This is a genomic window from Sphingosinicella microcystinivorans (assembly GCF_027941835.1).
GTDB lineage: Bacteria > Pseudomonadota > Alphaproteobacteria > Sphingomonadales > Sphingomonadaceae > Sphingosinicella.
In genome coordinates, this window is record NZ_CP116005.1 from 4,394,474 (window position 1) to 4,419,152 (window position 24,679).

Here is a 24,679-nt window from a genome sequence, read left to right on the forward strand (position 1 = left end):
GTGCCTTCGCGGCGCGCTCCCGTCCCTCGGACTACCTTTCGCCCGAGCCGAACACGTGCGATGTTCGCGAAACTCAATCCCGATCCGGCGCGCCGGGCGGGAAGAAGGCACGGTACGGGCGGGCGCCCTCCACGCAGCGGGCGACGGACGGGCGTGCCAGCAGCCGGGCGCGATAGGCCTTGAGCCGCACGTGCACGGGGTCGATCGGGCGCACCCAGTCCGCGTAGAACAGCGCGGGCGCCGCCGCGCAGTCGGCGATGGTGAAGTCGGCGCCGCAGGCCCAGCCGCCGTCGCCCAGCTTTTCGTCGAGCCACGCGTAGATCGTGTCGAGCGCCGCGCAGGCGCGGTCGATCCGCGACCTGTCCGGCGCCTGCGCGTCGACGAGATATTCGCCCACGACGGCCTGCATGGGGCCCATCACGTGGTTGTCGAAGACCCGATCGAGAAACCGCGCCGCGAGCGCGGCCTCCGGCGCCTCCGGCACGAGGCGGCGCGATCCGGGACAATGCAGGTCCAGATATTCGATGATGATCGAGGATTCGATCACCGGGCGGTCGCCGTCGACGAGCACGGGGAACTTGCCGGGCGGCCAGTGGCCGCGCAGCGCGTCGACATTGTCCGCGTGCTCCGCATCGAGGACGCGAAACGCGTAGGGAATGTCCTTTTCAAGGAGCGCGATCTGCACCTTCCACGTGTAGGAGGAAAAGGGGTGGCCGTAGAGCTGGAGCATGACGGTCTCCGTCCGGGGATCGGGGCCGTCCTCTCTACGCGCCCCGGCGCGTCCCGAAAAGCGTCCGCCCGTCAGACGGCGTCCTGCCAAAGCGTCGGCGTGAAGCCCTCCTCCCGCAGCCGGTCCACGATGACCGCGCGGTGGGCATGGTCCTGAACCTCGACGACCACGTCGATCACCGCGCCCTTGGGGCTCGAGGACAGCGCCAGCCGGTCGTGTGTGATCTCGATGATGTTGGCGCCGAGCTGGCCGAGCAGCGTCGCGAGGCGGGCCAGCGTTCCGGGCTGGTCGTTCACAGAGATGGCGAAGCGCATGAGCTGCCCGCCGCGCACCAGCGCGCGCATCGCGACCGAGGCGAGGACCCTGAGATCAATGTTGCCGCCGCTGAGCGGCACGGCCACGTTGAGGCCGCGAAACCGCTCCCGGTTGCTCATCACGCCCGCGAGCGCGGCAGCGCCCGCGCCTTCGGCCACGGTTTTCTCGATGGCGAGCAGGTCGGCGACGGCACGCTCGATCGCAGCCTCCTCGACGACGAGCATCTCGTCGACGAAACGCGAGACGATCTCCCGCGTGTACGGATGCGCCTCCTTGACGGCGATCCCCTCCGCAATGGTGAGCCGGTCCGCGGCGGGCGGCTGCGTTCTGGCCACCGCGCAGGCCATCGACTGATACACCTCCGACTGCACGCCGATGACGCGGATCGAAGGCTTGATCGCCTTCGCCGCGATGGCGATGCCGGAAATGAGCCCGCCGCCGCCCACGGGCACGACGATGACGTCGAGCGACGGCACCGCGCCCAGCATCTCGAGCGCCAGCGTCCCCTGCCCTGCGATCACCGCCGGATCGGCATAGGGGTGGACGAACGTCATCCCGTCGCGCGCGGCCAGCTCGTTCGCCAGCGCGAGCGCCGCGCCGAGATTGCCGCCGTGCACGATGACGTTCGCGCCGTGATCGCGCGTGCGCGAGATCTTGGTGAGCGGCGTGCCTTCGGGCATCACGATCGTCGCCGCGATGCCGAGACGGTGCGCGTGATAGGCGACGCCCTGCGCATGGTTGCCCGCGGACATCGCGCAGACGCCCGCCGCCCGCTCCGCCGCCGACAGCGACAGCAGCTTGCTGAGCGCCCCGCGTTCCTTGAACGAGGCGGTGAACTGGAGGTTCTCGAACTTCAGGTAGAGGTTGCAGCCCGCGCTTGCCGACAGCGTCTCGCTGAGCATGAACGGTGTGTCCGCGACCGCGCCCGCGATGGCGCGCGCGGCCTGCTCGACATCGGCGAGCGTCGGCAGCCGCCGGGGTTCAGGGGGAGACGCCATCGCTCAGTAGGGAACCGGCACGGTGCCGGTCCTGCGATCCCAGAGATCGTGCTGCTTCTGCACCGCGCCGCGCGCGTGCGCCGGAAGCGCCGCGATCCAGCCGCGCAGCCGCCGGTCGAACGCCGCGGGATCGGCATTGGCGAGGCTGCGCCCGGCGCGGCGCACGGCGGCCTGCCGCTGGGGCGTCAGCCTGAAATAGGCGTCCGCGTCTTCGAGCGCCTTCGCATCCTGCCCGAGGTCGTAGGCCTTCAGATAGCTCGCCTTGTCCGTTTCCGTCGCCGCGAACACGGCGTCGTAGAAACGCGTGAACGCCGGTGTCGCGACGGAGATATGCTCCTCGCCCGGAAAGGCGACGTAGGTGAAATCGAGGCCGTCGTATTTCGCCGCCGCGATCCGCTTCGCCATCGCGTCGGCATCGCCGACCATGTGCGGAAGCTCGCCCGCGCCGACGCCGATGAAGAGGTTGACCCGCCCCTTGTGCTTCGCGAGCACGGCGGGAAACGCCTTCTCCTCGTCCGTCACATAAGTCTTGTTCCACCAGATCGACGGACTCATCGCGCCGAAATACTGGAAGCTGTCCGGCCGCGTGAACGCGGCGTGCAGCGCGAACAGGCCGCCGAGCGAGTGGCCGTAGAGCGCCTGCCGCCCGGTGTCGATCCTGAACTCGGCCTCGATCATCGGCTTCACGCGCGTCTTGAGGAAGTCGAGGAAATCCTCCGACCCGCCGGTGCGCGACCACGGCTTGCCGCCGGGCGCGGGCGGCGGCTCGCGGAGCGCGACGGGCGGCGTGAAATCCCACGTCCGGCGTTCGGAATGGAACGGCCGCTCGCCGGGATAGCCGATGCCGACGACGACGGCCGGAAGCCGCCCGTTGTGATCGGGGCGGCGGCCGACCATGCGCGCGAGCTGCGCGAACGGCAGGAACCAGCCGTTTCCGTCGAGCACATAGACCACGGGCCAGCCGCCCGGCGGCGCCTGCTCCGTGGGCGTGGAGATGAAGATGCGGTAGTCGAGGCCCTGCGCCGACTGGAGCGAACGGACCTCCGTTCCTTCGAGCGCGACCGGTGCGGCCTCGATGGTTTCGGCCTTCGCGGCGACGTTCACGGGAAGCGCGGCGGCGAGAAGCAGCAAGGCGATGGACTGTGTTTTCATGGGGTTGTCCTTTGAAAGCGGGAGATCACGCCATGGCGGCGAAGACGAAGCGCGAGGCCCGGCTGATCAATGCGGGGACGGCGGAGCGGTGGTGCTCGTCCGGCGCGACCGCGAAGCCGCTTGCGAGACCGCGCGCGGCGAGCGGCCGCAACGCCTCCGAGACCAGCCGCGCATTGTCGACCATCCGCGTCTCCTCGGGCTCGCTGCCGTCCTGCTCGCGTTCGCCGACGCCGATGAACAGGCTTTCGGTCCACACCCGCACCTGCTGCCGCGCCACGAAATCCCGCGCGGCCGCGAGGATGTAGCGCCGTTTCCACCACACCGAGGGGCTGAGCGCGATGTAGCCGCGGAAATGCCCGAAATGGTGGAACATCGTGTGCAGGCAGAACAGCCCGCCGAGCGAATGTCCGGCGAGGATTTGCCGGTTGCGGTCGACCTTCCAGCGCCGTGCGATTTCGGGCTGCACCGTTTCGATGATGAAGCGCGCGAACGCGTCGGCGCCGCCGGTGGCGTTCTCGTCGCGCGGCTTGCCGTCCGGCCGCGGCGGGAATTCCGACGCCGCCGTCGGCACGGTGAGATCGAACACGCGCCGCACCGGATCGAACGGGCCGTCGATCGGATAGCCGATGCCGACGACGATCGCGGGCGGGATGCCCGTGTCCTGCGGGAAGCGGCTCTGCACGCGCACCATGTCCGTCACGGTGCCGAACGCGGAATTCCCGTCGAGCACGTAGAGCACCGGAAACCCTTCCGCCGGCGCGGGCTGGAGCGGCAGCGAAACCTGAATCCGGTAGGCGTAGCCGTCCGCATTCACGAGCGCGAATTCGGCGCTGTTGCGAACGGTCACGGCTGCGGCGGTTTCGGCCGCCGCCGGCCGCGACATCAGCACGGCCCCGGCGGTTGCGGCCCCGCCGAGCAGGCAGCGGCGGTCGATCGTTTCCGCCATGTCAGTTCCCCCGGCTGTAGGCCCAGCGCACGTCGCGCATGTAGGCGGCGCGGCTGTCGGCGCGCGAATAGAACATGTGCCCGCCGGGATAGACGGTGAAGCGCGCTCTTCCCGCGTCGCCCATCGGCGGGAGCTGCCCGAACGCCAGCTTGCTCGCGAAATAGGGCGTGCGCAGATCGGTGTAGCCGTGGGAGATGAGCAGCTTCATGTTGCCGTCCATCGCCATCGCCTTGCGGAGGTCGCTGACCGACTCCTGCAAGCCCTCGCCGCTGTCCCAGCCGCGATTGAGCGGGATGTTCAGCGTCATGTAGGTGTTCTCGGGCTTCCAGCCGATGTCCTGCGTCACATAATGGACGATCGCGGAGGTGAGCGGCGCGATGCTGCCTTGCAGGATCGCGTCGTCGCCCTGCCGCTCGGCGGAAAACGGATAGGGATCGAAGTTGGTCACGACCGGGTCGTAGGCGCTGACGAAGACGCCTTTCTCCTTTTCGAGTTCGCGCGTGTAGACGAGGTTGCTGACGCGCGCGCCGAGGCGGCGCACCGTTTCCGCCGGCAGCCCGATCAGGTCGGCGACCCTGTCCGCCGCGCGGGTGGCGGCGGCGGGGTCTTCGCGGCCGAGCATCAGGTCGCGGATATAGTCGCCGCGCGCATAGGTCTCGACCTCGCGCATCGCGGCGTCGGTGAGCTTGCCCTGCCGTTCGAGATGCGTCGCCGCCATCGACGGCAGGCGCGACACCCACGGCAGCGGCGAAATGTCGGGCTCCGCCGACATCACGGAATTGAGCAGCGGCGACAGCAGGATGATGCCGGAGACCGCGACGCCTTCCACCTTCACCAGCCGGTACGCCATCTTGGGCACGCGGATGCCCGCGTAGCTTTCGCCGACCAGATACTTGGGCGACGCCATGCGGCCGTTCTTCGCAAGCCAGCGGGCGACGAAGCCGGACAGATAATCGGCGTCCTGACGCGTCCCGAAGAAATGCTTGCGCGCGGCGTCCGGCGCGGCGTGCGCCTTGCTGAAGCCGGTGCCGACCGGATCGACGAACACGAGATCGGTGAAGGCGAGCCACGTATCGGGATTGTCGAGGAGCGGCGTGGCATCCGAAGGCGTCGACCCGGCAACGGCGAAGTCGACGCGCTTCGGGCCAAGGAGGCCGATGTGGAGGAACACCGATGACGCGCCGGGACCGCCGTTGAACGCGAAGGTCACGGGACGGCGCGCCCTCTCCTGCCCCGCCGCCACATAGGCCGTGTAGCTGACCTCGCCGAGGAGTTCGCCGCCCGGCCCTTCGACCGGAAGCGCGCCCGCCGTGACCTGATAGGCGAGCGAGCGGCCGTCGCCGAGCCGCACCGACGCCTGCCGCGTCACCGCCTCGGGGAGCTTCGAAGTTTCGGCCTGCACGGCGGCGGTCGGCGCCAGCAGCAGGATGAAACCGGCGGCCAGGCCGATTCGCCGCAGCCTCGCGGCCGATCCGATCCCGCGCTTCGACAGCCGATCGGTGCCCGGCGATCCTGCGCGACCGTGTTTCCACAACGAAATCATGAGTTTGCGCAACGCCCTCTCCTGTTCGACAAAAATATCGAAAAAATCAGATATAAGAGACGATTGAAAAACAATTATCCGTAACACACGCCATTTTTTTCGAAATTTGATTGACGTCCCCCGCTGAAAGCCAGCAACGCAGCACCGTGAAACGCCGCTCGGGAAAAGCGGACTTCCGGGGACAAGGGGGACTTATGACGAAGAAAATTCTTTATATTTCAGGTATTTCCGTTCTCGCGCTGGCAGCCACAGCGGCGCGGGCGCAAACCGGCGTCGTGGCCGGCGAGGAGATCGTCGTCACCGGCAGCAACATCCGCGGCGTCGCGCCGACGGGTGCGCCGCTCCTCACCATCGGTACCGAGGACATCTTGCAATCGGGCAAGGCGAGCGTTTCCGAATATCTGCGCGACCTGCCGCAGAACTTTCAGGGCGGCGTCGAAAGCGACCAGCTCAGCGTCGGCGTCTCGCGCATCGGCAACAACGGCGCCAACGTCTCGGCCGGACAGGGCCTGAACCTGCGCGGCCTCGGCCCGCTCTCGACGCTGACGCTCGTCAACGGCCGCCGGATGCCCGGCTCGGGCCAGTACGCGGAATTCGTCGACATCTCGAACATCCCGCTCGCCGTCATCGAGCGCGTCGAGGTGGTGACGGACGGCGCATCGGCTATCTACGGCTCCGATGCCGTCGGCGGTGTCGTGAACTTCATCCTGAAGAAACGCTTCACCGATCCCGTGACGACGCTGCGCTACGGCGAGGCGACGCAGGGCGGCGGACGCCTCACCCAGTTCAGCCAGACGCTCGGCACGACATGGGACACCGGCGACATCTCCGTCGCCTACGAATTCAGCAAGCAGACCCGCATCCGCGCCGAGGACCGCGATTTCACCTACGGCGCGAACTTCGAGTCCGTCGGGGGCATCAACTGGCGGCGTCTCAACAACCGTTTCGGCGTGCAGGCGAACATCACCGGCGCCGCAGCGGGCGCGACGGCGAATCCCACCTACATCATTCCGCCGAACCAGAACGGCGTCGGGCTCACCGCCGCCGATCTGCTTCCGGCCGCCGGCAATCCCTTCAGCACGAACGACCCCTACGACGAGGTCGACCTCAGCCCGCGGCAGGAGCGCCACAGCGTCTACGTCGCGTGGAACCAGGACGTCGGGAACGCCTCCCTCCACGCCGATTTCCGCTACACGCGCCGCCGCGGCCACGCCTATCTCGGCTACACGTCGCTCGGCCTTCAGGGTGCGGCGGTTCGCGACACCAACCCCTATTTCATCACCAATCCCACCAATCTTCCGGGCCTGTATGCGACGCGCGCGTTCCGGCCCGGGCTGCCGGTGGAGAACCTCATCAACGTCAACTATCTCGTCACCGAGAAGGTTCTGGAAAGCGACTACGCCGTCGACAGCTACGGCGCGTCGCTGGTGGCCGACATCCCGCTGTTCAGCGACTGGCAGGCCGAAGTCTCCTTCACCTACGGGGCGGAGGACCAGTCGCGGCGTTCGGACGCGCTGCGCAACGGTGCCAACAATTTCGACCAGATCCTGATGGGCGGCAATCTGGTGCAGGCGCCGAACTCGCTCGACTGCGCCGTGATGGGCGTCCCCTCCACCTATGCGGGCACGGACCCGACCAAGCAGTTCTGCGCCGCGCTCGGCTACGTTCCGTTCAACCCGTTCACGTCGATCGCGAACAACAGCCCGGAGGCGGTTTCGCAGGTGATCGGCTTCCAGACGCTGTCGTTCCTGTCGCAGGTCTGGCAGGGCATGGCGAAGGCGGACGGCACGCTGTTCGAGATTCCGGGCGGCGCGGTGAAGCTCGCCGGCGGCATCGACATCCGCCACGAGAAGATCTCGGGCAACCTCCTCTACAACACCGCCAGCATCGACACGGAATACGTGAAGTACAACACGCACTCGCGCACCGTGGGCGCGCTCTACGGCGAGGTGCTCGTCCCGCTCGTCGGCGCCGACAACGCGATGCCGTTCGTGCAGGAGCTCGACCTCTCCTTCGCGCTGCGGCACGAGAAGTATTTCGACTACACCTCGACCACCAATCCCAAGGCGAGCTTCCGCTGGAAACCGGCGGGCGACCTGACGCTGCGCGGCACATGGGGCACGTCGTTCCACGCGCCCGGCCTTCGCGACCGCGACACCGGCCCGGCCCCCGTCGGCGGCGGCAACGCCATCTCGATGTCGGACCGCGGCTACAGCGTCCCCTGCGGCAACACCGTCGTCGAGCAGAACGTCACCGGCGCGCCCGGCACCAACTGCACGGTCACGACCCTCGTCGTCGTCGGCGGCAATCCGGACCTGAGGCCGGAGAAGGCCGAAACCTTCTCGTTCGGCTTCGAATACCAGCCTTCGTTCGTGCCCGGCCTGCGTCTGGAGGCGAACTATTTCGACGTGAAGATCAAGGATCGCATCCGCATCATCAGCGGCGGCGACGTGCCGGTCTATCTCGCCGACGCCGTCACCAACCCGAACAGCATCTTCGCCGACCTGTTCGTCTTCGATCCCTCCCCCGAACTCGTCGCCTCGCTGATGGCGGACCCGCGCTATTCGGGTCAGGTGACGTCGATCTTCCGCACGCCCGACGAGGTGGCGATGGTCGCCTACGCGACCTACCGCAACTTCGGCGCGCTGAAGGAACGCGGGCTCGACATGCGGGTCGACTACCAGATCCCGACCGAACGGCTCGGCACCTTCCAGCTCGCCGCGAACGCCACCAAGCTGTTCTCCTACAAGCTGCAATCCGCGCCGGGCGCCGCATACCAGAGCCTGCTCAACGTCTATCAGGGCGCACTCGCGAACCCGGTCTCGTTCCGCACGCAGGGGCGCCTTTCGTGGCAGGGCGAGCATCTCGGCCTTTCCGCGACGGTGAACTACATCGGCGCCTACCGGAACATGACCGTGTACGCGATGAACCCCGCGGGCACGGCGGCCGTGCTGCAGCCGGGCGAGACACGCCGGATCGACGACTGGACCACGGTCGACCTGCAGGCGAGCTATGCCTTCAAGGCGGACTCCGGCTTCCTCAGCGGCCTCGTCGCCACGCTCTCGGCGGTCAACGTCTTCGACAAGGACCCGCCCTTCGTCGACGGCGGCGCGCCGAACCGGGCACGCCCGGACGCCTACGACGCCAACAACGCAAGCGGGCGCGGGCGTTTCGTCTCGTTCCAGCTCACCAAGAGGTTCTGAGCGAAACGGGAAAGGCGTCCCATGACACTGTCCGGCCTGCTCGTCCCCGTCGCGAGCGTCCTCCTCACCGCAGCGGCGACGCAGGCCGCGTCCGCTGCGGCGGCGGGAGGCGGTGAAACCTCGCCGCCCCCCGCCGAGGCCGCCGCTGCGATCAGCGGCGCGCGGCAATTCGACATCACCTCCGAAAACGGCGCCTATCGCGTCTTCGTGTCCGCACCGGCCGGCCCCGCGCCCGCCACGGGCTATCCGGTGATCTACCTGCTCGACGGCAACTCGGTGTTCGGCTCGATGGTGGACGCGGCGCGGCTTCAGGCCGGGCGCATCGGCCCCGCGATCATCGTCGCGGTCGGCTACCCCATCGACACGCCGTTCGACGGCCCCCGCCGCTTCTTCGACATGACGCCGAAGACGAACCCGAAATTCGTCCCGGCCAAGATGAAGAGCGTGCAGCGCACCGGCGGGCGCGATGCGTTCCTCGCGCTGCTTCTCGATCGCGTGAAGCCGCTCGTCGAAAGCCGCTACAAGGTCGACCCCGAACGGCAGACGCTGTTCGGCCATTCGCTCGGCGGGCAGTTCGTGCTCCACGTGCTGTTCAACAGGCCGGACGCCTTCCGGAAATATGTCGCGGGCAGCCCCTCGATCTGGTGGAACGACCGCTCGCTCCTCGCCGAGCGCGACCGCTATCTGGCGGAGCGGCAGAAGCGGGGCGACAACAACGAGCTGATGGTCGTCGTCGGGGCCGAGGAACTCGGATACATCGTTCAGGATGCCCGCGAGATGGTGAAATCGGTGGCGCCGATGCGGGTCTACTACAAGGAAATCGAGGGGCAGGAGCACGTGTCGATGCTGCCCGCCGCGCTCAATGCCGCGCTCGGGTTCGCGCTCGACCCGCGATGATGTTCATCTGACGGCCTGCAAAGGATTGTGCCCCCCATGTACCGCAAGCTCCGTTTCGCCGCCGCGGCCTTTGTCGTCGTGCTGTCCGCGCCCGCGCACGCCGAAACGCCCGCGCGCATGACGCACGAGGCGATCGAGACCTTCGCCCTCGCCGCCGCGAGCGGGCGCCTCTACGAGATCGTCGTCGCCGCGCCGACAGGCCCCGCGCCCGCCGAGGGTTATCCGGTCGTCTATGTCCTCGATCCGCACATCATGTTCGGCGCGATGACCGAAGCGGTGCGGCTGATGGCGCGGCGGCAGGACGTCGGCGAACACAGCGTCGTCGTCGGCATCGGCTATCCGTCAAGCGCGGACCCGCGCAAGGAACGCGCGATCGACTACACGCCCGCCTACGGCTCCGAACCCAACAAGACCCCCGGCACCGGCGGCGCGGAGGCGTTCCTTGCGTTCGTGCGCGACACGCTGAAGCCCGCGATCGGCAAGCGCTGGAAGATCGACGGCAAGCGCGAGATGCTGTTCGGCCATTCGCTCGGCGGCCTGTTCACGCTCTACACACTCGTCAACCGCCCGGACACGTTCGATACCTATGTCGCGGCGAGCCCCTCGATCTGGTTCGAGAGCGGCATGGTGAAGCGCGGCAACTTCCGCGGGCGGCTCGGCCCCAAGATGGAGACGCAGGGCCTGTCGGCGCGCGTCCTCATCACGGTGGGCGAGTACGAGCAGGACCCGGACCCCGATTTCCCGCCCGAATCGCCGCGCGAGCTCCAGCAGCGCACGCAGGTGGACAACGCCCGCGAATATGCGGGCTGGCTCGCGGGCCTGCCCGGCATCGAGGCGAAGTTCATCGCGGTGGACGGGCTCGACCACGGCAGCGTGATCCCGGCCGCCATCGGACACGGCGTGCACTTCGCCTACTCGCGGACGGCGAAGATGCCTGCCCCGGCACCGAAGCCCGCGGCGTTCACGAACCCGACCGGAATCCCCGTGCCGGACGCCCCGACCTACACGCGCATGACGGGCGAAGAGCGCTACCGGCTGCGCCTGCGTATCCGCGCCCTGCCCGAAGCGCAGCGCAAGGCATGGAACGACCGCTTCCAGTACCAGCTCGGCGCGGGCCTCACCTACGACCAGCACCGCCGCCTGCACGAAGAGCGCGTGCGGATGGACGAGAAATACGGCACTGCGCCGGTCGACGAATGACGGATCGGCATGTCCGGGCTTCCGTTTGAGGACTTCGACCTTGGATGGGCGCCCGGACATCTCCTCCGCCGGTGCCACCAGCGGTTTCAGGCGCTGTTCAGCGAGGCCGCTGCCGAATTCTCCCTCACCCCCAGCAGACGGCGGTCCTGATCGCCGTTCACCAGTCGCCCGGCAGCAGCTTCCGCGCGCTCACCGCCCGCACCGGCATCGACCGCAACACGCTGCGCGAGATCATCGCGCGGCTCATTGCCCGGGGCGTCGTCGTCCGGCGGCGCTCGGCGCGCGATCCGCGCTGCCATGACCTTCGCATATCCGCCGACGGCCTTGCGGTGCTGCTGGCGATCGAGGACGAAACGCGGCGCGTCGAGGCGCTCATGCTGGCACCGCTCGCCGCCGCCGAACGGGCCGATTTTGTCGCTGCCGCGCGCAAGATCGCCGGGCTCGGAACGGACGGCCGGACTTCATAGGCCGCCCCGAACCCTGTATCGTGTACCGGATTTTGGCCGGCGATGCGTCTCTGTACCATGTCGGCGGGAGATGTGTTGGTGAAAGCTGGCGGCGAGGGCGGCCTTGATGACCTGGATCGGTGGTTCATGACCGAGGTGCTGGCCTGCGAGCCCATGCTGATGCGATACCTGCGACGAAACTGCGGGACTCTGGCGGAACCCGAGGATTTGCGGCAGGAAATCTACACGCAGGTCTATGATGCCGCGCGCGTTTCCCGCCCCGTCCATGTCTCCGCCTTCGTCCGGACCGTGGCCCGCAACCTGCTCGTCAGCCACGCGCGGCGCGCGAAGATCGTGCACATCGAGCAGAGCGGGGAGATCGACGACCTCGGCGTCGATTCCGTCACGCCCGAGCGCAACGCCCTCGCCCGCGACGAGCTTCGCCGCGTCGAGGAGGGCCTCGGCAACCTCCCGCCGCGCTGCCGCGAGGTGATCCTGCTCCGCAAGGTGAAAGGCCTGTCGCAGAAGCAGGTCGCGCGCGAGATGAACATCGGCATAGACACGGTGGAGCGCCAGACGGCGCTGGGGATGCGCGCGCTCATAGACTTCATGTCGGGCGGCGACGGCAGGATCAAGCGCCCGCCCGCACGCCTGCGTCTCGTTGCCCGGGGAGGCGGCGATGAGCCAGCGTGAAGCCATCGAGCAGCAGGCCGCGCTGTGGATCGCGCGGCAGGACGGGCAGGACTGGAACGCCGGGGACAATGCCGATTTCGAAAACTGGATCGGCCAGTCGACCGAACACCGCGTCGCCTATCTGAGGCTGCGCGCGGGCTGGGAGAAACTCGACACTCTCGCCGCCCGCCCGACCGCGGATACGCGGGGGCCGCGCTGGCGCAAGGCGGCGTGGTCCGCCGCGCTGGCCGCCGCCGCTGCGGTCCTCCTCGTCGTCGGCATCCCGCTGATGCGCAGCACCGAGCCCGCCACGCTCACCTACGCGACGAAGGTCGGCGGCCGGTCGACCATATCGCTCGACGACGGCAGCAGCATCGAACTCAACACGAACAGCCGCCTGCGGGCCACGGTCAACGACCGGCAGCGCACCGCGTGGCTCGATCAGGGGGAGGCGTTCTTCTCCATCGCGCCGGACAAGGCGCATCCGTTCGTCGTCTATTCGGGTTCGCGCCGGATCACGGTGGTGGGCACCCGCTTCTCGGTGCGAAAGGACGACACGCGGCTCAGCGTCGCGGTTCTGGAAGGCCGCGTCCGGGTCGGCGCGGCGGACGGCACGGGCGCTGCGACGCTGCTGACGGCGGGCGACACGGCGACCGTCGAGCAGGCTTCGATCCTCGTGCAGACGGAGGCGCCCCAACGGGTCGAGGAAGCGCTTGCGTGGCGCAACGACCAGCTCCGCTTCAACGATGTGACGCTGCGCGCCGCCGTCGACGAGTTCAACCGCTACAATCATCGCCAGATCAGGATCGCCGACGAGGACACCGCGGCGCTCCGCATCGGCGGCAGCTTCCGCGCCACCGACATCGACGCTTTCACACGGCTGCTGGAGAACGTATTCGGGTTGCAGGTCGTGACCTCGGGGGACACGATCGAAATTTCGGGAGGAAAGGCGGCGCTGAGAGGGGATGTCGAGGACATGTGAGTGGCCCTCGTTCTTCCCTGACATGCGCCCCGAAAGGGCCCAGTGAATCGTCATAGCGGACGGATAGCGACAGTCGCGATCGGCGCGTGCCTTTGCGCCCTCGCCCTTTCCGCGCGCGCCCAAACCGACCCGCGCGGCCTCGACATCGCAGGCGGCGATCTCGCCGTGATGCTCGATGATCTCGCGCGGCAATCCGGCCTCAGCATCCTCTACAGCACGGATCAGGTCAGCGGATTGCAGGCCGAAGCCGTGCGCGGCAGGCTGACGGCAAGGGCGGCGCTGCGCCTGATCCTGCGCGGCACCGGGCTGGAGGCGCGCACCGACCGTTCGGGCGCCGTCGCGATCGTTCCCCGCCCGGCGCGCGCGCCCGTCGAGGACGCCGAGATCATCGTCACCGCCACGCGCCGGGACACGAGCGTCGCGGAGGTGCCGTACAATATCCAGGTGCTTTCCGGGCGGACGCTGAACCGGACGGGCGCGCGCCGCCTCGCCGACTACGCCCGCACCATCCCCGGCCTCACGTTCAGCGACGAAGGCGGGCGCGACGGCTTCCGGCCGTTCCTTCGCGGGCTGCGGTCGGGCACCGACATCGGCCTCGTCGCGACGACCGCCGTGTTCGTGGACGACATCAACGTCGACCGCCCCGTGACCTTCCGCCCGCTCGACCTGAAGCTGCTCGAGGTCGAGCGCATCGAGGTGCTGCGCGGGCCGCAGGGCACGCTCTACGGCGCGGGCGCGATCGGCGGCGTGATCCGCTACGTCTCGGTGAAACCCGATCCGGGCGGCTTCGAAGGCAAGGTCGCGGGAATGGCGGGCACAGTGAAGGGCGGCGGCACCGACTACGAGTTGACCGGCAGCGCCAACCTTCCGCTCGTCTCCGAAAAGGCCGCCCTCCGCGTCGCCGCCGGCCATTTCCGCAGCGGCGGCTATCTCGACAACGCGCGGCTGGGGACCCACGACGTCAACGACGAGTCCACCGTCTCGCTGCGCGCCGCGCTGAGGCTGCTTCCCGCCGAGGGCACGACGATCGACATCAGCTACTACCGCCAGAGATCGCGGTACGGCGAGCGAAGCTGGTCCGAGAGCACGCTGGGGCCGGACACCGTGAGCCACCCCAACGCGGGCTGGATGACCGAAACCGCGAACCTCGGCGCCGTGAACGTGGAGCAGGATCTGGGCTTCGCCACGCTGACCTCCACCACCAGCCTGTTCGACGTCGACCGCAGGCAGTCGCAGGACTTCACCTACGCCCGCCGCGACCAGACGTGGGCGCTGCGCGTCGGCCAGCGGTTCCCGCTTCCCGAATTCACGATCTACAACAGGGGCCGCGACGATGCGCGGTCGTGGGCGCAGGAAATCCGTCTGGTCTCCGGCGCGGAGAGCCGGCTCGACTGGATTCTCGGCGGCTACTATTACCGCTCGACGCATCGCAACGCCTACGACCTGTTCGCGCCCGTGCCCTTTCCCGGTCAGGGCGACATCGAGGCGTTCCTCCAGACCGGCCTGTCGGACGATCATTTCTCCTTCTCCGGCGGCCGGGAGACGTTCCGCCACTCCGCGCTGTTCGGAGAGGTGGGATACAGGATCACACCGGCGTGGCGCGTCTCGCTCGGCGCGCGCCACTACGATTTCCGGCGGCGCCAGCGCCGCGTCATCATGGACTTCTGGAGCGTTGCGCACCGGGACGGCGACGGCCTTGCGCTGCGGGAGCCGCTGCCCACCGACATCAGCCTCGGCCGCTACGACGAGAGCGGCGAGAGCTACCGCTTCAACACCTCCTACGACCTCGCGCGCGGCGCCGGCCTCGTCTACCTGACGATCGCGCAAGGCGTCCGTCCGGGCGGCTACAACGTGGAAACCACCTCGTCTCCGATCCCGCAAGGCTACAAGCAGTTCAATTCCGACAGGATCTGGAACTACGAGATCGGCGGGCGCCTGAACCTCGGCGCCGACGTCGCCCTCAACGCCGCGCTCTACGCCATCGACTGGTCGAAGATGCAGACGCAGGTGCAGCTGCCGACACTGAACGGCCTGCGCGGCAATGCCGGCAAGGCGCGCGGCCGGGGCGCGGAACTGGAAATCCGCACGCGCGACTGGCTGTCGCCGGGCCTCAGCCTGTCGCTCGGCGCGGCGTGGACCGACGTGCGGCTCCGCGAGCGCATCAGCGACATCGGCTTCGCGGGCGAGCGCAGCCCGTTCGTCCCGCGCGTCTCGGGTTCCGCGATCGTCGACTACGCCCGCCCGCTCGGCGACGGCGAAGCGGGCATCAACCTGATGGTGACGTACACGGGCGCCTCGACCGCGGATTTCGGCCCCGTGCGGCCGGGCCTCGCCGGAGACGTCCCGAACCCGCAGTATGCGCGCCTCGGCGACTACTGGCTCGCCAACCTCGGCGTCCGCCTGCCGCTCGGGCGGCACGTCCTGCGCCTTTTCGTCGACAACATGTTCGACACGCGCGGCACGCTCTACAGCGTGTATCAGGCCTCCTACTCGCCGTACCGGCAGAGCTTCCGGCAGGTCACGACGGCGCGGCCGCGCACGGCCGGCGCAAGCCTCGAATGGATCTTCTGACCCGAGGGTTGGTTCCGGCGGCGCGATTCATACCGGCCAATCTTGTTTCATCGCCGAAAACAACGTACACGTCGCTTTAAAGGGATGGGGACATTGATCATGGCGCTTCGATTCAAAGCCCTGCTGGCGGTCGGCGGGGTCGCGGGGATGATCGCCGCCTGCTCGTGGAGCGGCAGCGGCGGCACGGACTGGACGCACACCGGCCTCACGTCCCGCGAAGAACGCCATTCCCCGCTCGCCGCGATTGATACGGGCAATGTCGATCGTCTCGGCCTCGCATGGATGTTCGACGACTTCGTCGTGCGCGGCCGCGTGCATCGCGGCAATCAGGGCACGCCGCTCGTCGTGGACGACGTGATGTACGCGACCGGCCCGTGGAGCGTCGTCTACGCGCTCGACGCGAAGACCGGCGCGCGCCTGTGGACCTACGATCCCGAGGCCGAGGGCGCGTGGGCGCGCAAGACCTGCTGCGACGTCAACAACAAGGGCGTCGCCTACGCGGACGGGCGCGTCTACGTCGGCGTCGTCGACGGCTGGCTCGATGCGCTCGACGCGAAGACCGGCAAGCGCCTGTGGCGCGTGGACACGCTGATCGACCGCGCGAAGAGCTACAGCGTCACCGGCGCGCCGCGCATCGCGGGCCGCACCGTCGTCATCGGCAACGGCGGCGGCGACATGGATGCGCGCGGCTACGTCTCCGCCTACGATCTCAGGACCGGCAAGCTCGCGTGGCGCTTTTTCACGGTCCCCGGCGACCCCTCGCAGCCCGACGAGCACCCGGAGCTGGCCGAGGCGCGCAAGACATGGGGCAAGGAGTCGCGCTGGGACCTCGGCGGCGGCGGCACCGTCTACGACGCCATCGCCTATGATCCCGACCTCAATCTCGTCTACGCGGGCACCAGCAACGGCGTGCCGCACCCGAGCTGGCTGCGCGATCCCACGGGCGGCGACAACCTCTACCTCTCGTCGATCCTCGCCATCGACGCGAACACCGGCCGCCTGAAATGGCACTACCAGACGACGCCCGCCGACAGCTGGGACTTCGGCGCGACGCAGCACATGATCCTCGCCGACCTCGAAATCGCGGGCAAAACCCGCAAGGTGATCATGCAGGCGCCGAAGAACGGCTTCTTCTACGTTCTCGACCGCGCGAGCGGCGAACTCATCTCCGCCGACCCCTTCACCACCGTCACATGGGCGAGCCATGTCGACATGAAGACCGGGCGGCCCGTGCTCAACGCCGCGATGGACTACAAGACCTCGCCGAAGATCATCTGGCCGTCCGTCTCGGGCGGCCACAACTGGCAGCCGATGGCGTTCAGCCCGGACACCGGCCTCGTCTACATCCCCGTGCTGGAGGCGCCGATGAAATACGTCGGCTACGACAGCGTCACCTACCAGCCGGGCAGCCTGAACGAGGGCAAGGGTCCGCCGCTGATGCCGCCGTTCGAGGCGGAGGACGAACCGCTGCTCGCGAACCAGCCGAAGCCCAAGGTGCAGAGCGTGCTGAAGGCGTGGGACCCGGTGGCGCGCAAGGTGGTGTGGGAATCCGCGCCGCAGCCGTGGTGGAGCGGCGGGCTGCTTTCGACCGGCGGCGGCCTCGTCTTCCAGGGCACCACGGACGGCAAGTTCCGCGCCTACGACGCGAGGACCGGCAAGGTGCTGAAGACCATCGACACCGGCGTCGCCATACTCGCGCCGCCGATCGCCTACGCGGTGGACGGCGTGCAATACATCGCCGCGCTCGGCGGCCTCGGCGGCTCGGAAAGCGCCTACTTCCCGGACGGCGCAGCGGCGCACACCCATGAGAACCGCGAAAGCCTGTTCGTGTTCAGGCTGGACGGCGGCGCCGTGCCGCTGCCGCCGAAGCGCGCGCCGGAGGAGAAGCTGCCGCTTCCGAAGCAGACCGTGACGGACCCCAAGGTCATCGCGCGCGGTGCCGAGCTTTTCTACCACAATTGCGCGCGCTGCCATTCCTTCCGCGGCGCGCCGGGTTCCTACCCGAACCTCTGGAACATGGACCCCGCGGCGCACGAGAATTTCAGCGCCATCCTGCTCGACGGCGCGTTCGCCGACGCGGGCATGGCGCCGTTCCGCGACATCCTTTCCGAAAAGGACTCCGCCGCCATCCACGCCTTCCTCATCGCGGACGTGAACCGCATGGCGAAGGAAGGCGAAGGCGCCGCCGTCTCGCGCTTCAACGAGATCGGCAAATAGGCACAGAGGTCGAAATATCGAAATAACGACGATATTTTTGACGATAATTTATCTGGACGAATTTATTTTCGAAATTATCCTGTTGCACAAGGGAATAACTGGAGGGGTTCGAATCCGATGATCCGCACGTTTCGTCATGCACTTCTGCCGCTGGTCGGCAGCCTCGTCACAGCGCCGGCATGGGCAGCGACGCCGCCGGCCGCGCCCGCACCCACGGCCGCGGAGGATTTCGCCGCGCGCTGCGATGCGCTGAACAGCGTCAGCATCGAAAATGCCGCGGACACGCCCGGCAACATCGTCGCCACGATGGTGGTGAAGGACCGCAAGGCGACGCCCGCCGAGAAGATCATGTTCATGAAGCGCGGCCACTCGCAGGGCAACGTGACGCCGCTGCTCGAGACCTTCCCGCTGCACTGCCGCGTCGAGGGCTATGTCACTCCGGCCGTGAAGTTCAACCTGCTGCTGCCGCCGCCCGAGAAGTGGAACGGCCGCTTCATGCTCGCCGCCTGCGACGCGTGGTGCGGCAAGGTGGGCGAGGACATCGTCGTCCCCGGCCTTCACGACGGCTACGCCACGATCACCAACGACGGCGGCCACTATGGGCGCGCGCCGTTCGACGGCATCTGGGCCTACAAGAACGATCAGGGCCGCATCGACTTCGCCTACCACGCCAACCACGTCTCCGCGCAGGTCGGCAAGTTCATCACCGAGGCCTTCTACGGCAGCGCGCCGAAATATTCGTACATCACCGGCTTCTCGAAGGGCGGCAACGCAGGGCTCTTCTCGGTGCAGAAATACCCCGAGGATTTCGACGGCGTGTTCGTGAAGGCGCCCGTCGTCAACTACAACCCGAAGAACGCCGCGCATTTCCCGTGGATCGCGCTCGCCGTGCATCCGGACGGCAAGACACCACTGCTCGACGCCGCCAAGATCCCGCTGCTCGTGAAGGGCGCCAACGACGCCTGCGACAAGATCGACGGCCTGAAGGACGGCGTCATCGACGATCCGCGCAAGTGCAAGTACGATCCGGTCGTCCTGCTCTGCAAGCCGGGCCAGTCCGAAGCGAAGCACGAGTGCCTCAACCGGGCGCAGGTCGATGCCGTCCGCAAGCTCTATGCGAAGCCGGTGAACGCGCGCGGAGAGGTCTATTTCGACTATCCGACCGACATCGGCTCGGAGCATGACTGGGCGCGCTCGATCCTGCCGGTGCCCGGCAGCAACGAGGTCGGCGTGCCCTTCGCGCTCAACGGCGCGGCGACCGGCATCCGCTATTTCGTGACGCGCGACACGCCGGGTCCGAACTACGACTGGACGAAATTCGATTACGTCGCCGAGAAAGCGAAGATCGACGACATGTCCACGATCTTCGATCCGGACGAGGTCGATCTCAGCGCCTTCTACAAGCGCGGCGGCAAGCTCCTCATCGTGCACGGCTGGGGCGACGCGATGATCACCGCGAACATGACGATCGACTGGTTCGAGAAGGTCCGCAAGTACATGGGCAAGGACACCGTCGCGAAGTTCGCGCAGCTCTATCTCGCGCCCGGCGCGAACCACGGCAGCGGCGGCTCCGGCCCCTATGTCTTCGATACGCAGGACGCGCTCGTGAAGTGGGTCGAGGAAGGCGTCGCACCGACGGAATTCATCCTTTCGGACGGTCCCACCGACGCCACCAACCGCACCCGCCCGATGTACCCCTACCCCGCCTACGCGAAATACAAGGGCAAGGGCGATCCGAACGTCGCGTCCAGCTTCGTCAAGGTGGCGCCGAAAGAAAGGAAATAAACGCGCCGCCTGCCGCCGGCCCGTCGAACTCCGGTCCGAATGTCCGTTGCTTTCGCTTGTTTCCTGATTTTTTTCGAAGAGATACGGGATGCGAAAAACAACCAGAAGGGCCTTGATCGGCGCGGCCGCTATCGTCGTCGCGGGATTGGGCGCAATCGCAGTCAGCCAGCTGCCTCCTGCTACCGGCCGGTACAAGCCGCCGGGTCCGATCCCCCCGCTTAATGTCGAGCACACCGAAACCCAATGGCCGCTGCTTGGCGGGAACGGAGGGGGCAGCCAGTACTCCGGACTGGATCAAATCAATCGGGAAAATGTACGCGGACTGAAAGTCGCGTGGACACACAAGTCGGGAGACATAATTGACGATCCTGTGAACAAGGCACGTTCAACTGTCTATGAGGTGACGCCGATCCACGCAAACAATCACCTCTACTACTGCACACCGCTCAACCGCGTCTTTGCGCTTGATCCGGCCACCGGCAAAGAGCGTTGGGTATTCGATGCTCATGCTATCGACCCGGCGACAGGTCGGCCGCTTGTCAAGGATGAGCGCCGCGCCGGGATATGCCGCGGCGTTACCTATTGGGAATCCGGAACGCCCCATACAGGCGCACAATGCGAAAAGCGTATTTTCCGCGCCGACACCAAAGGGCACGTATTTGCGCTCGACGCGGACACGGGGAAGCCTTGCCGGGATTTCGGTTCCGACAAGGGACATCCGGGATATGTCAGCAATTGGGACTATCCTGTCCACGGCAATGACCCGATGCGTGGCACGACCGCTCCGCCCTCGGTTATCGGAGATGTTCTGGTCACCAGCACAAGTGCCAACGACAGTGTGACGAACGCGAATGACGGCGTGGTGCGGGGATGGGACGCACGGAGCGGCAAGCTCCTTTGGGAATTCAACCCGATCCCCGAGCAGTACCGCGACGTCACCGGGGCGGCGAATGCCTGGGGCGGCATTACCGTCGATGAGAAGCGGGGGTTGATCTATGTCCCCACGACCAGCCCCTCGCCGGATTTTTTCGGTGGCACACGCCGGTTTGACATGCCGCTTGTCAGCGCACTTGTCGCGCTCGATGCAGAAACAGGTGAAGTCCGCTGGTCGTTTCAAACCGTGCATCATGACCTGTTCGACTATGACAACGGCGCGCATCCGCTGCTGGTGACGATTGCCAAGGACGGCAAAAAGCGGGATGTGGCTATCCTCCCGACAAAAATGGGTTTCATCTACGTGTTCGACAGGGCAACGGGTGAATCCCTGTGGCCGATAAGGGAAGTGCCCGTCCCCGCAAGTTCAATGGCGGGTGACAAGGCATCGCCGACACAGCCTGCGCCGCAGGGTATGGCCACCTTCGCGCATCAAACCATGAACCGCGATAGTGCATGGGGTGTCACCCCACTGGATCGCTGGATCTGCCGCTCGCGTTATGACGGGTATCGGCATGACGGCATGTTTACACCGCCCAGCCTGCAAGGCTCCGTCGCCCTGCCCTCCGTATTCGGGGGCGGGAACTGGGGCGGAGCGGCCTACGATCCGCAATCCAATCAATTGATCGTCAAGGCCCAGAATATTTCGATGATCCTGAAGCTGACGAAATTGGGCGAAGCCGATACGGCGGGAGCCAACGGCTTCAGCAGCCGGGAACTCAAGGGCACGCCGTACTGGTTTTCCGGTTCACCGTTTCTCTCCCCGCTCGGGATTCCCTGCAATGCCCCGCCATGGGGTACGTTGACGTCAATTGACATGGCTACCGGTCAAATCAACTGGCAAAGACCGCTTGGCCAATCTCGCCGATTTGGATTGCTGGTCCCCGAAACCTTCGGATGGGGCGCGGCGAATGTTGCCGGTCCTCTCATCACCAAGGGAGGTCTGGTCTTCATCGGCGCGACGATGGATGGCATGTTTCGTGCGCTCGACGTCCGTAACGGCGAGGAGCTTTGGCGTAGTCGGCTTCCGGCCCCAGGCGTCGCCATACCGATGAGCTACCATGCCGATGGCAAGCAGTATGTCGTCATCGCGGCCGGAGGCGCCGCCCGGCTTTACCCTGAACTGAACGACGCCATCGTCGCCTATGCATTGCAATGACGGCAGGGCTTTCACCTTCTCACGTTATCACGTCCGGAGATGAGTCTTGGCGAGGAAAGATTTCAGCCGCACAGGCACTGGATCGGCCGCGGGTCGACGATATGGTTGCCGGTATCCGGCTGATGCTCGAACGCGGAACACCGGAAAGGGGTGAGGCATAGCGGGACATCTTTCCAGGCGCGATGTTCTCGGCGGCGCGGGCCTTGTGCTCGGCGCCTGCACGGCGCCGCAAGCGATGATCGGCGCGGCGCAGCGCGCGCCCGACGTCCGCCTCGCCATCGCCCCGCACAAGGTCGAGCTCGCGCCCGGCATCGTCTACGATACGTTCGCCTATAACGATCAGGTTCCCGGTCCGGTCATCCGGTTGCCGAAGGGCCGCAATGCGATCGTCGAGGTGACGAACCTGCTGCAAGCGCCCGAGATCGTGCACTGGCACGGCCTCGAAATCCCCTCGGACGTCGACGGCGCGGAGGAGGAAGGCACGCCGCCCGTGCCGCCGCTCGCGACGCGGCGCTACGAATTCGCGCCCACGCCCGGCGGCACGCACTGGTATCACACGCACATGATCGCGGCGAAGACGCTGATGTTCGGCGCCTACAGCGGCCTCTTCGGCTTCGTCGTCGTCGAGGGCGACGATCCCGGCGCCTACGATCAGGAAGTGTGCGTCGCGATGCACCACTGGGGCTCGCGCTGGGTGCCGGGGCAGACGCTGCGCCCGGACGATCCCGTGCACGGCCTCGAGGTCGCGTTCGACCACGGCACCATGAACGGCCGCCTGCTCGGCCACGATGCCCCCGTGCGCGTCCGGCAGGGCCAGCGCGTGCTGTTCCGGCTGCTCAACGCGAGCGCGACGGAGATCAACTGGATCAGCCTTTCAGGCCACAAGCTGCGCGTCGTCGCGATGGACGGCTACCCCGTGCCGACGCCCTGCGACATCGACGTGCTGATGATGGGGCCGGGCGAGCGCGCCGACGTGATCGTGGAGATGAACAACCCGGGGAAATGGATTCTCGGGTCCGCGAACGATGCCGAGCGCGGCGCGGGCATGGGCATGATCGTCGAATATGCAGGTGCGGCGGGCGAGCCGCGCTGGATACCGGTCAAGCGGACATGGGCGTTCGACCGCTTCGCCGATGCGCGTGCCGTCCCCGAGCCGGACGCGCGCATCGAACTCACCATCGGCCGCATTCCGGGCGGCCCGAACGGCTACAACGTCTGGACGCTCAACGGCAAGGCGTGGCCGGAAACCGGGCGCATCCGCGTCGAGACCGGCAAGCGCTACCGGCTCGTCTACAACAACCGGACCGATCAGGGGCACCCGATGCACCTGCACCGGCATCATTTCGAGGTGGTGCGCTGGGACAAGGAACGCTGCCCCGGCCTGATGAAGGACACGATCAACATCAAGCCCTTCACCACCGCCGAGCTGGATTTCGTCGCGCGCAATCCGGGGCCGACGCTGATCCATTGTCATCAGGCCAAGCATCAGGATTTCGGGCTGATGGCGCTGATGCTCTACGAGGGCGACGTGGAGCCGGAATTCGACCACACCGCCATGCACCGCGCCATCACCGAGGCCTATTGCCGCGAGGGTTGAAGGCTTCCCTTAGTTGGCGCGGGAATCGAGGAACGCGAGCGCCGTCAGCACGTGTGCCTTCACGCCGATCGGCAGCACGGCCTCGTCGATGTCGAAGCGGTCCGAATGGTTGGTCGGCGCCTTGTCGATCGGGATGCCGGGCGGCGTCGCGCCGAGGATGTAGTAGAGCCCCGGCACCTCGGCCTGGAAGAACGAGAAGTCCTCCGCCGCGCCGCGCATCAGCGCATCGGTGTTGACGCCGTTCGGCGCCGCGGCCTTCAGCGCCGGCATCACGGTTTCCAGAAGCGTGGGGTCGTTGCCGGTGACGAGCGCCACGTCCTCGAAGTTGACATCAGCCTCCGCGTCGTAGCCCGCGGCGAGTCCCGCCACGGTCGTGCGGATGCGGGTCTTCAGGTCATCGCGGCGGGCAAGGTCGAACGTGCGGATGGTGCCGTCCAGCGTCGCCTCGCCGGGCAGGATGTTGCCCCGGTTCCCGGCGCGCAGCGCGCCGATGGAAACCACGTTCGGGAATTCGAAAACATTCACCTGCCGCGCCGCGATCGTGTTCAGCGATTTCACGACGTCCGCGGCAAGATTGACAAGATCGGTCCCCTCCCACGGACGCCCCGCGTGCGTCTGCCTGCCCTTGAGTTTGATCGAGATCCCGGTCGCGCTCGACAGCATCGGCCCCGGCCGCGCGTCGATCTCGCCCACCCGGCCCGGCTCGACGTGGAGCCCGAAGATCGCATCCGGCCTGATCGGCGAGAACGCGCCTTCCTTCAGCATCAGCCGCGCGCCCGCCTCCTCGCCGGCGACGCCTTCCTCGGCGGGCTGGAACACGAACAGGATCGTGCCCGCGATGCGGTCGCGCATCCCGGCGAGCACCTCCGCCGCGCCCATCAGGATCGCCGTGTGCGCGTCGTGCCCGCAGGCGTGCATCACCGGCGTCGGCGTGCCGTTCACGTCGACGACGACCTTCGAGGCGAACGGCAGGCCGGTCGCCTCGCGGATCGGCAGCGCGTCCATGTCGGCGCGCAGCGCCAGCACGCCGCCGGGCCGCTTGCCCTTCAGCACGCCGACCACACCCGTATGCGCGATGCCCGTCCGCACCTCGTCGAAGCCGAGCTTCCTGAGATGCGCCGCGACCAGCTTCGCGGTGCGGACTTCCTGGTTGCCGAGCTCGGGGTTCTGGTGGATGTCGCGCCGCCACGCGACGACACGCGGCGTCACGTTTTCAATCCGATTGTCGACGTCCGGCAGCACTTCGGCCTGCGCAGGAAGCGCGGCCGCCGCGAGCAGAACCGGAATCAACGCGCAGCGCCATTTCATTCGCAAACCCTCTCGTCTCATTTTC

General features: G+C 67.3%; 17 protein-coding genes. 11 read left to right on the top strand and 6 right to left on the bottom strand.

The window, feature by feature from the left end; translation table 11 throughout:
* Positions 1-73: 73 nt before the first annotated feature.
* From PE061_RS21075 to PE061_RS21095, 5 genes are all read right to left on the bottom strand, one after another.
* On the bottom strand, positions 74-730 hold the full coding sequence (locus PE061_RS21075; RefSeq protein WP_271257093.1) for a glutathione S-transferase family protein: 657 nt from the start codon (positions 728-730) through the stop codon (positions 74-76).
* A gap of 71 nt (positions 731-801) precedes the next feature.
* Positions 802-2,043 carry a threonine ammonia-lyase gene (locus tag PE061_RS21080; protein ID WP_271257094.1) on the bottom strand — a complete coding sequence of 414 codons (1,242 nt, stop codon included), beginning with the start codon at positions 2,041-2,043 and terminating at the stop codon, positions 802-804.
* Between the two features lie 3 nt (positions 2,044-2,046).
* Positions 2,047-3,195 carry an alpha/beta hydrolase gene (locus PE061_RS21085; RefSeq protein ID WP_271257095.1) on the bottom strand — a complete coding sequence of 383 codons (1,149 nt, stop codon included), beginning with the start codon at positions 3,193-3,195 and terminating at the stop codon, positions 2,047-2,049.
* 25 nt (positions 3,196-3,220) lie between these two features.
* Positions 3,221-4,141, bottom strand: coding sequence for an alpha/beta hydrolase (locus PE061_RS21090; protein ID WP_271257096.1), 921 nt, complete (start codon positions 4,139-4,141; stop codon positions 3,221-3,223).
* 1 nt (position 4,142) lies between these two features.
* Complete coding sequence (locus tag PE061_RS21095; RefSeq protein WP_271257097.1) at positions 4,143-5,696, bottom strand: S10 family peptidase; 1,554 nt, start codon at positions 5,694-5,696, stop codon at positions 4,143-4,145.
* A gap of 182 nt (positions 5,697-5,878) precedes the next feature.
* Here PE061_RS21095 and PE061_RS21100 point away from each other — a divergent pair, with 182 nt between their 5' ends.
* The 11 genes from PE061_RS21100 to PE061_RS21150 all read left to right on the top strand — a co-directional run bounded on the left by PE061_RS21100 (position 5,879) and on the right by PE061_RS21150 (position 23,346).
* Entirely contained in the window at positions 5,879-8,887 is a 3,009-nt protein-coding gene (locus PE061_RS21100) for a TonB-dependent receptor domain-containing protein (RefSeq protein ID WP_271257098.1), read from the top strand.
* Between the two features lie 21 nt (positions 8,888-8,908).
* Positions 8,909-9,784, top strand: coding sequence for an alpha/beta hydrolase (locus PE061_RS21105; RefSeq protein WP_271257099.1), 876 nt, complete (start codon positions 8,909-8,911; stop codon positions 9,782-9,784).
* A gap of 36 nt (positions 9,785-9,820) precedes the next feature.
* Positions 9,821-10,984 carry an alpha/beta hydrolase gene (locus PE061_RS21110; RefSeq protein ID WP_271257100.1) on the top strand — a complete coding sequence of 388 codons (1,164 nt, stop codon included), beginning with the start codon at positions 9,821-9,823 and terminating at the stop codon, positions 10,982-10,984.
* Between the two features lie 44 nt (positions 10,985-11,028).
* A complete protein-coding gene (locus PE061_RS21115) occupies positions 11,029-11,451 on the top strand; it encodes a MarR family winged helix-turn-helix transcriptional regulator (protein WP_271257101.1) in 423 nt (140 codons plus the stop codon).
* A gap of 72 nt (positions 11,452-11,523) precedes the next feature.
* Positions 11,524-12,123, top strand: a complete 600-nt coding sequence (locus tag PE061_RS21120) for an RNA polymerase sigma factor (RefSeq protein ID WP_271257102.1) — start codon at positions 11,524-11,526, stop codon at positions 12,121-12,123.
* A complete protein-coding gene (locus PE061_RS21125) occupies positions 12,110-13,084 on the top strand; it encodes a FecR family protein (RefSeq protein WP_271257103.1) in 975 nt (324 codons plus the stop codon). Before PE061_RS21120 ends, PE061_RS21125 begins: the two co-directional genes overlap by 14 nt.
* A gap of 42 nt (positions 13,085-13,126) precedes the next feature.
* Positions 13,127-15,655, top strand: coding sequence for a TonB-dependent receptor plug domain-containing protein (locus PE061_RS21130; protein WP_271257104.1), 2,529 nt, complete (start codon positions 13,127-13,129; stop codon positions 15,653-15,655).
* 99 nt (positions 15,656-15,754) lie between these two features.
* Positions 15,755-17,872 carry a PQQ-dependent dehydrogenase, methanol/ethanol family gene (locus tag PE061_RS21135; protein WP_271257105.1) on the top strand — a complete coding sequence of 706 codons (2,118 nt, stop codon included), beginning with the start codon at positions 15,755-15,757 and terminating at the stop codon, positions 17,870-17,872.
* A 117-nt stretch (positions 17,873-17,989) separates the two neighbouring features.
* Positions 17,990-19,657 (top strand): tannase/feruloyl esterase family alpha/beta hydrolase, encoded by a 1,668-nt coding sequence (locus PE061_RS21140; RefSeq protein WP_271257106.1) that lies wholly within the window; start codon positions 17,990-17,992, stop codon positions 19,655-19,657.
* An 88-nt stretch (positions 19,658-19,745) separates the two neighbouring features.
* Positions 19,746-21,749 (top strand): pyrroloquinoline quinone-dependent dehydrogenase, encoded by a 2,004-nt coding sequence (locus tag PE061_RS21145; protein ID WP_271257107.1) that lies wholly within the window; start codon positions 19,746-19,748, stop codon positions 21,747-21,749.
* A gap of 205 nt (positions 21,750-21,954) precedes the next feature.
* Positions 21,955-23,346 carry a multicopper oxidase family protein gene (locus PE061_RS21150; RefSeq protein ID WP_271257108.1) on the top strand — a complete coding sequence of 464 codons (1,392 nt, stop codon included), beginning with the start codon at positions 21,955-21,957 and terminating at the stop codon, positions 23,344-23,346.
* A gap of 9 nt (positions 23,347-23,355) precedes the next feature.
* On the opposite strand, the gene PE061_RS21155 is transcribed toward PE061_RS21150, so the two are convergent.
* Positions 23,356-24,654: an amidohydrolase gene (locus PE061_RS21155; protein ID WP_271257109.1), complete on the bottom strand. Its 1,299-nt coding sequence runs from the start codon at positions 24,652-24,654 to the stop codon at positions 23,356-23,358.
* Between the last annotated feature and the right edge of the window lie 25 nt (positions 24,655-24,679).

What these genes read in the sequence shown, in the direction of transcription:
- PE061_RS21110 (WP_271257100.1), top strand. Translation starts at nt 9,821, where the DNA reads ATGTACCGCAAGCTCCGTTTCGCCGCCGCGGCCTTTGTCGTCGTGCTG.
- PE061_RS21085 (WP_271257095.1), bottom strand. Translation starts at nt 3,195, where the DNA reads ATGAAAACACAGTCCATCGCCTTGCTGCTTCTCGCCGCCGCGCTTCCC.
- PE061_RS21115 (WP_271257101.1), top strand. Translation starts at nt 11,029, where the DNA reads ATGGGCGCCCGGACATCTCCTCCGCCGGTGCCACCAGCGGTTTCAGGC.
- PE061_RS21080 (WP_271257094.1), bottom strand. Translation starts at nt 2,043, where the DNA reads ATGGCGTCTCCCCCTGAACCCCGGCGGCTGCCGACGCTCGCCGATGTC.
- PE061_RS21135 (WP_271257105.1), top strand. Translation starts at nt 15,755, where the DNA reads ATGGCGCTTCGATTCAAAGCCCTGCTGGCGGTCGGCGGGGTCGCGGGG.
- PE061_RS21145 (WP_271257107.1), top strand. Translation starts at nt 19,746, where the DNA reads ATGCGAAAAACAACCAGAAGGGCCTTGATCGGCGCGGCCGCTATCGTC.
- PE061_RS21155 (WP_271257109.1), bottom strand. Translation starts at nt 24,654, where the DNA reads ATGAAATGGCGCTGCGCGTTGATTCCGGTTCTGCTCGCGGCGGCCGCG.
- PE061_RS21125 (WP_271257103.1), top strand. Translation starts at nt 12,110, where the DNA reads ATGAGCCAGCGTGAAGCCATCGAGCAGCAGGCCGCGCTGTGGATCGCG.
- PE061_RS21090 (WP_271257096.1), bottom strand. Translation starts at nt 4,141, where the DNA reads ATGGCGGAAACGATCGACCGCCGCTGCCTGCTCGGCGGGGCCGCAACC.
- PE061_RS21100 (WP_271257098.1), top strand. Translation starts at nt 5,879, where the DNA reads ATGACGAAGAAAATTCTTTATATTTCAGGTATTTCCGTTCTCGCGCTG.
- PE061_RS21140 (WP_271257106.1), top strand. Translation starts at nt 17,990, where the DNA reads ATGATCCGCACGTTTCGTCATGCACTTCTGCCGCTGGTCGGCAGCCTC.
- PE061_RS21075 (WP_271257093.1), bottom strand. Translation starts at nt 730, where the DNA reads ATGCTCCAGCTCTACGGCCACCCCTTTTCCTCCTACACGTGGAAGGTG.
- PE061_RS21105 (WP_271257099.1), top strand. Translation starts at nt 8,909, where the DNA reads ATGACACTGTCCGGCCTGCTCGTCCCCGTCGCGAGCGTCCTCCTCACC.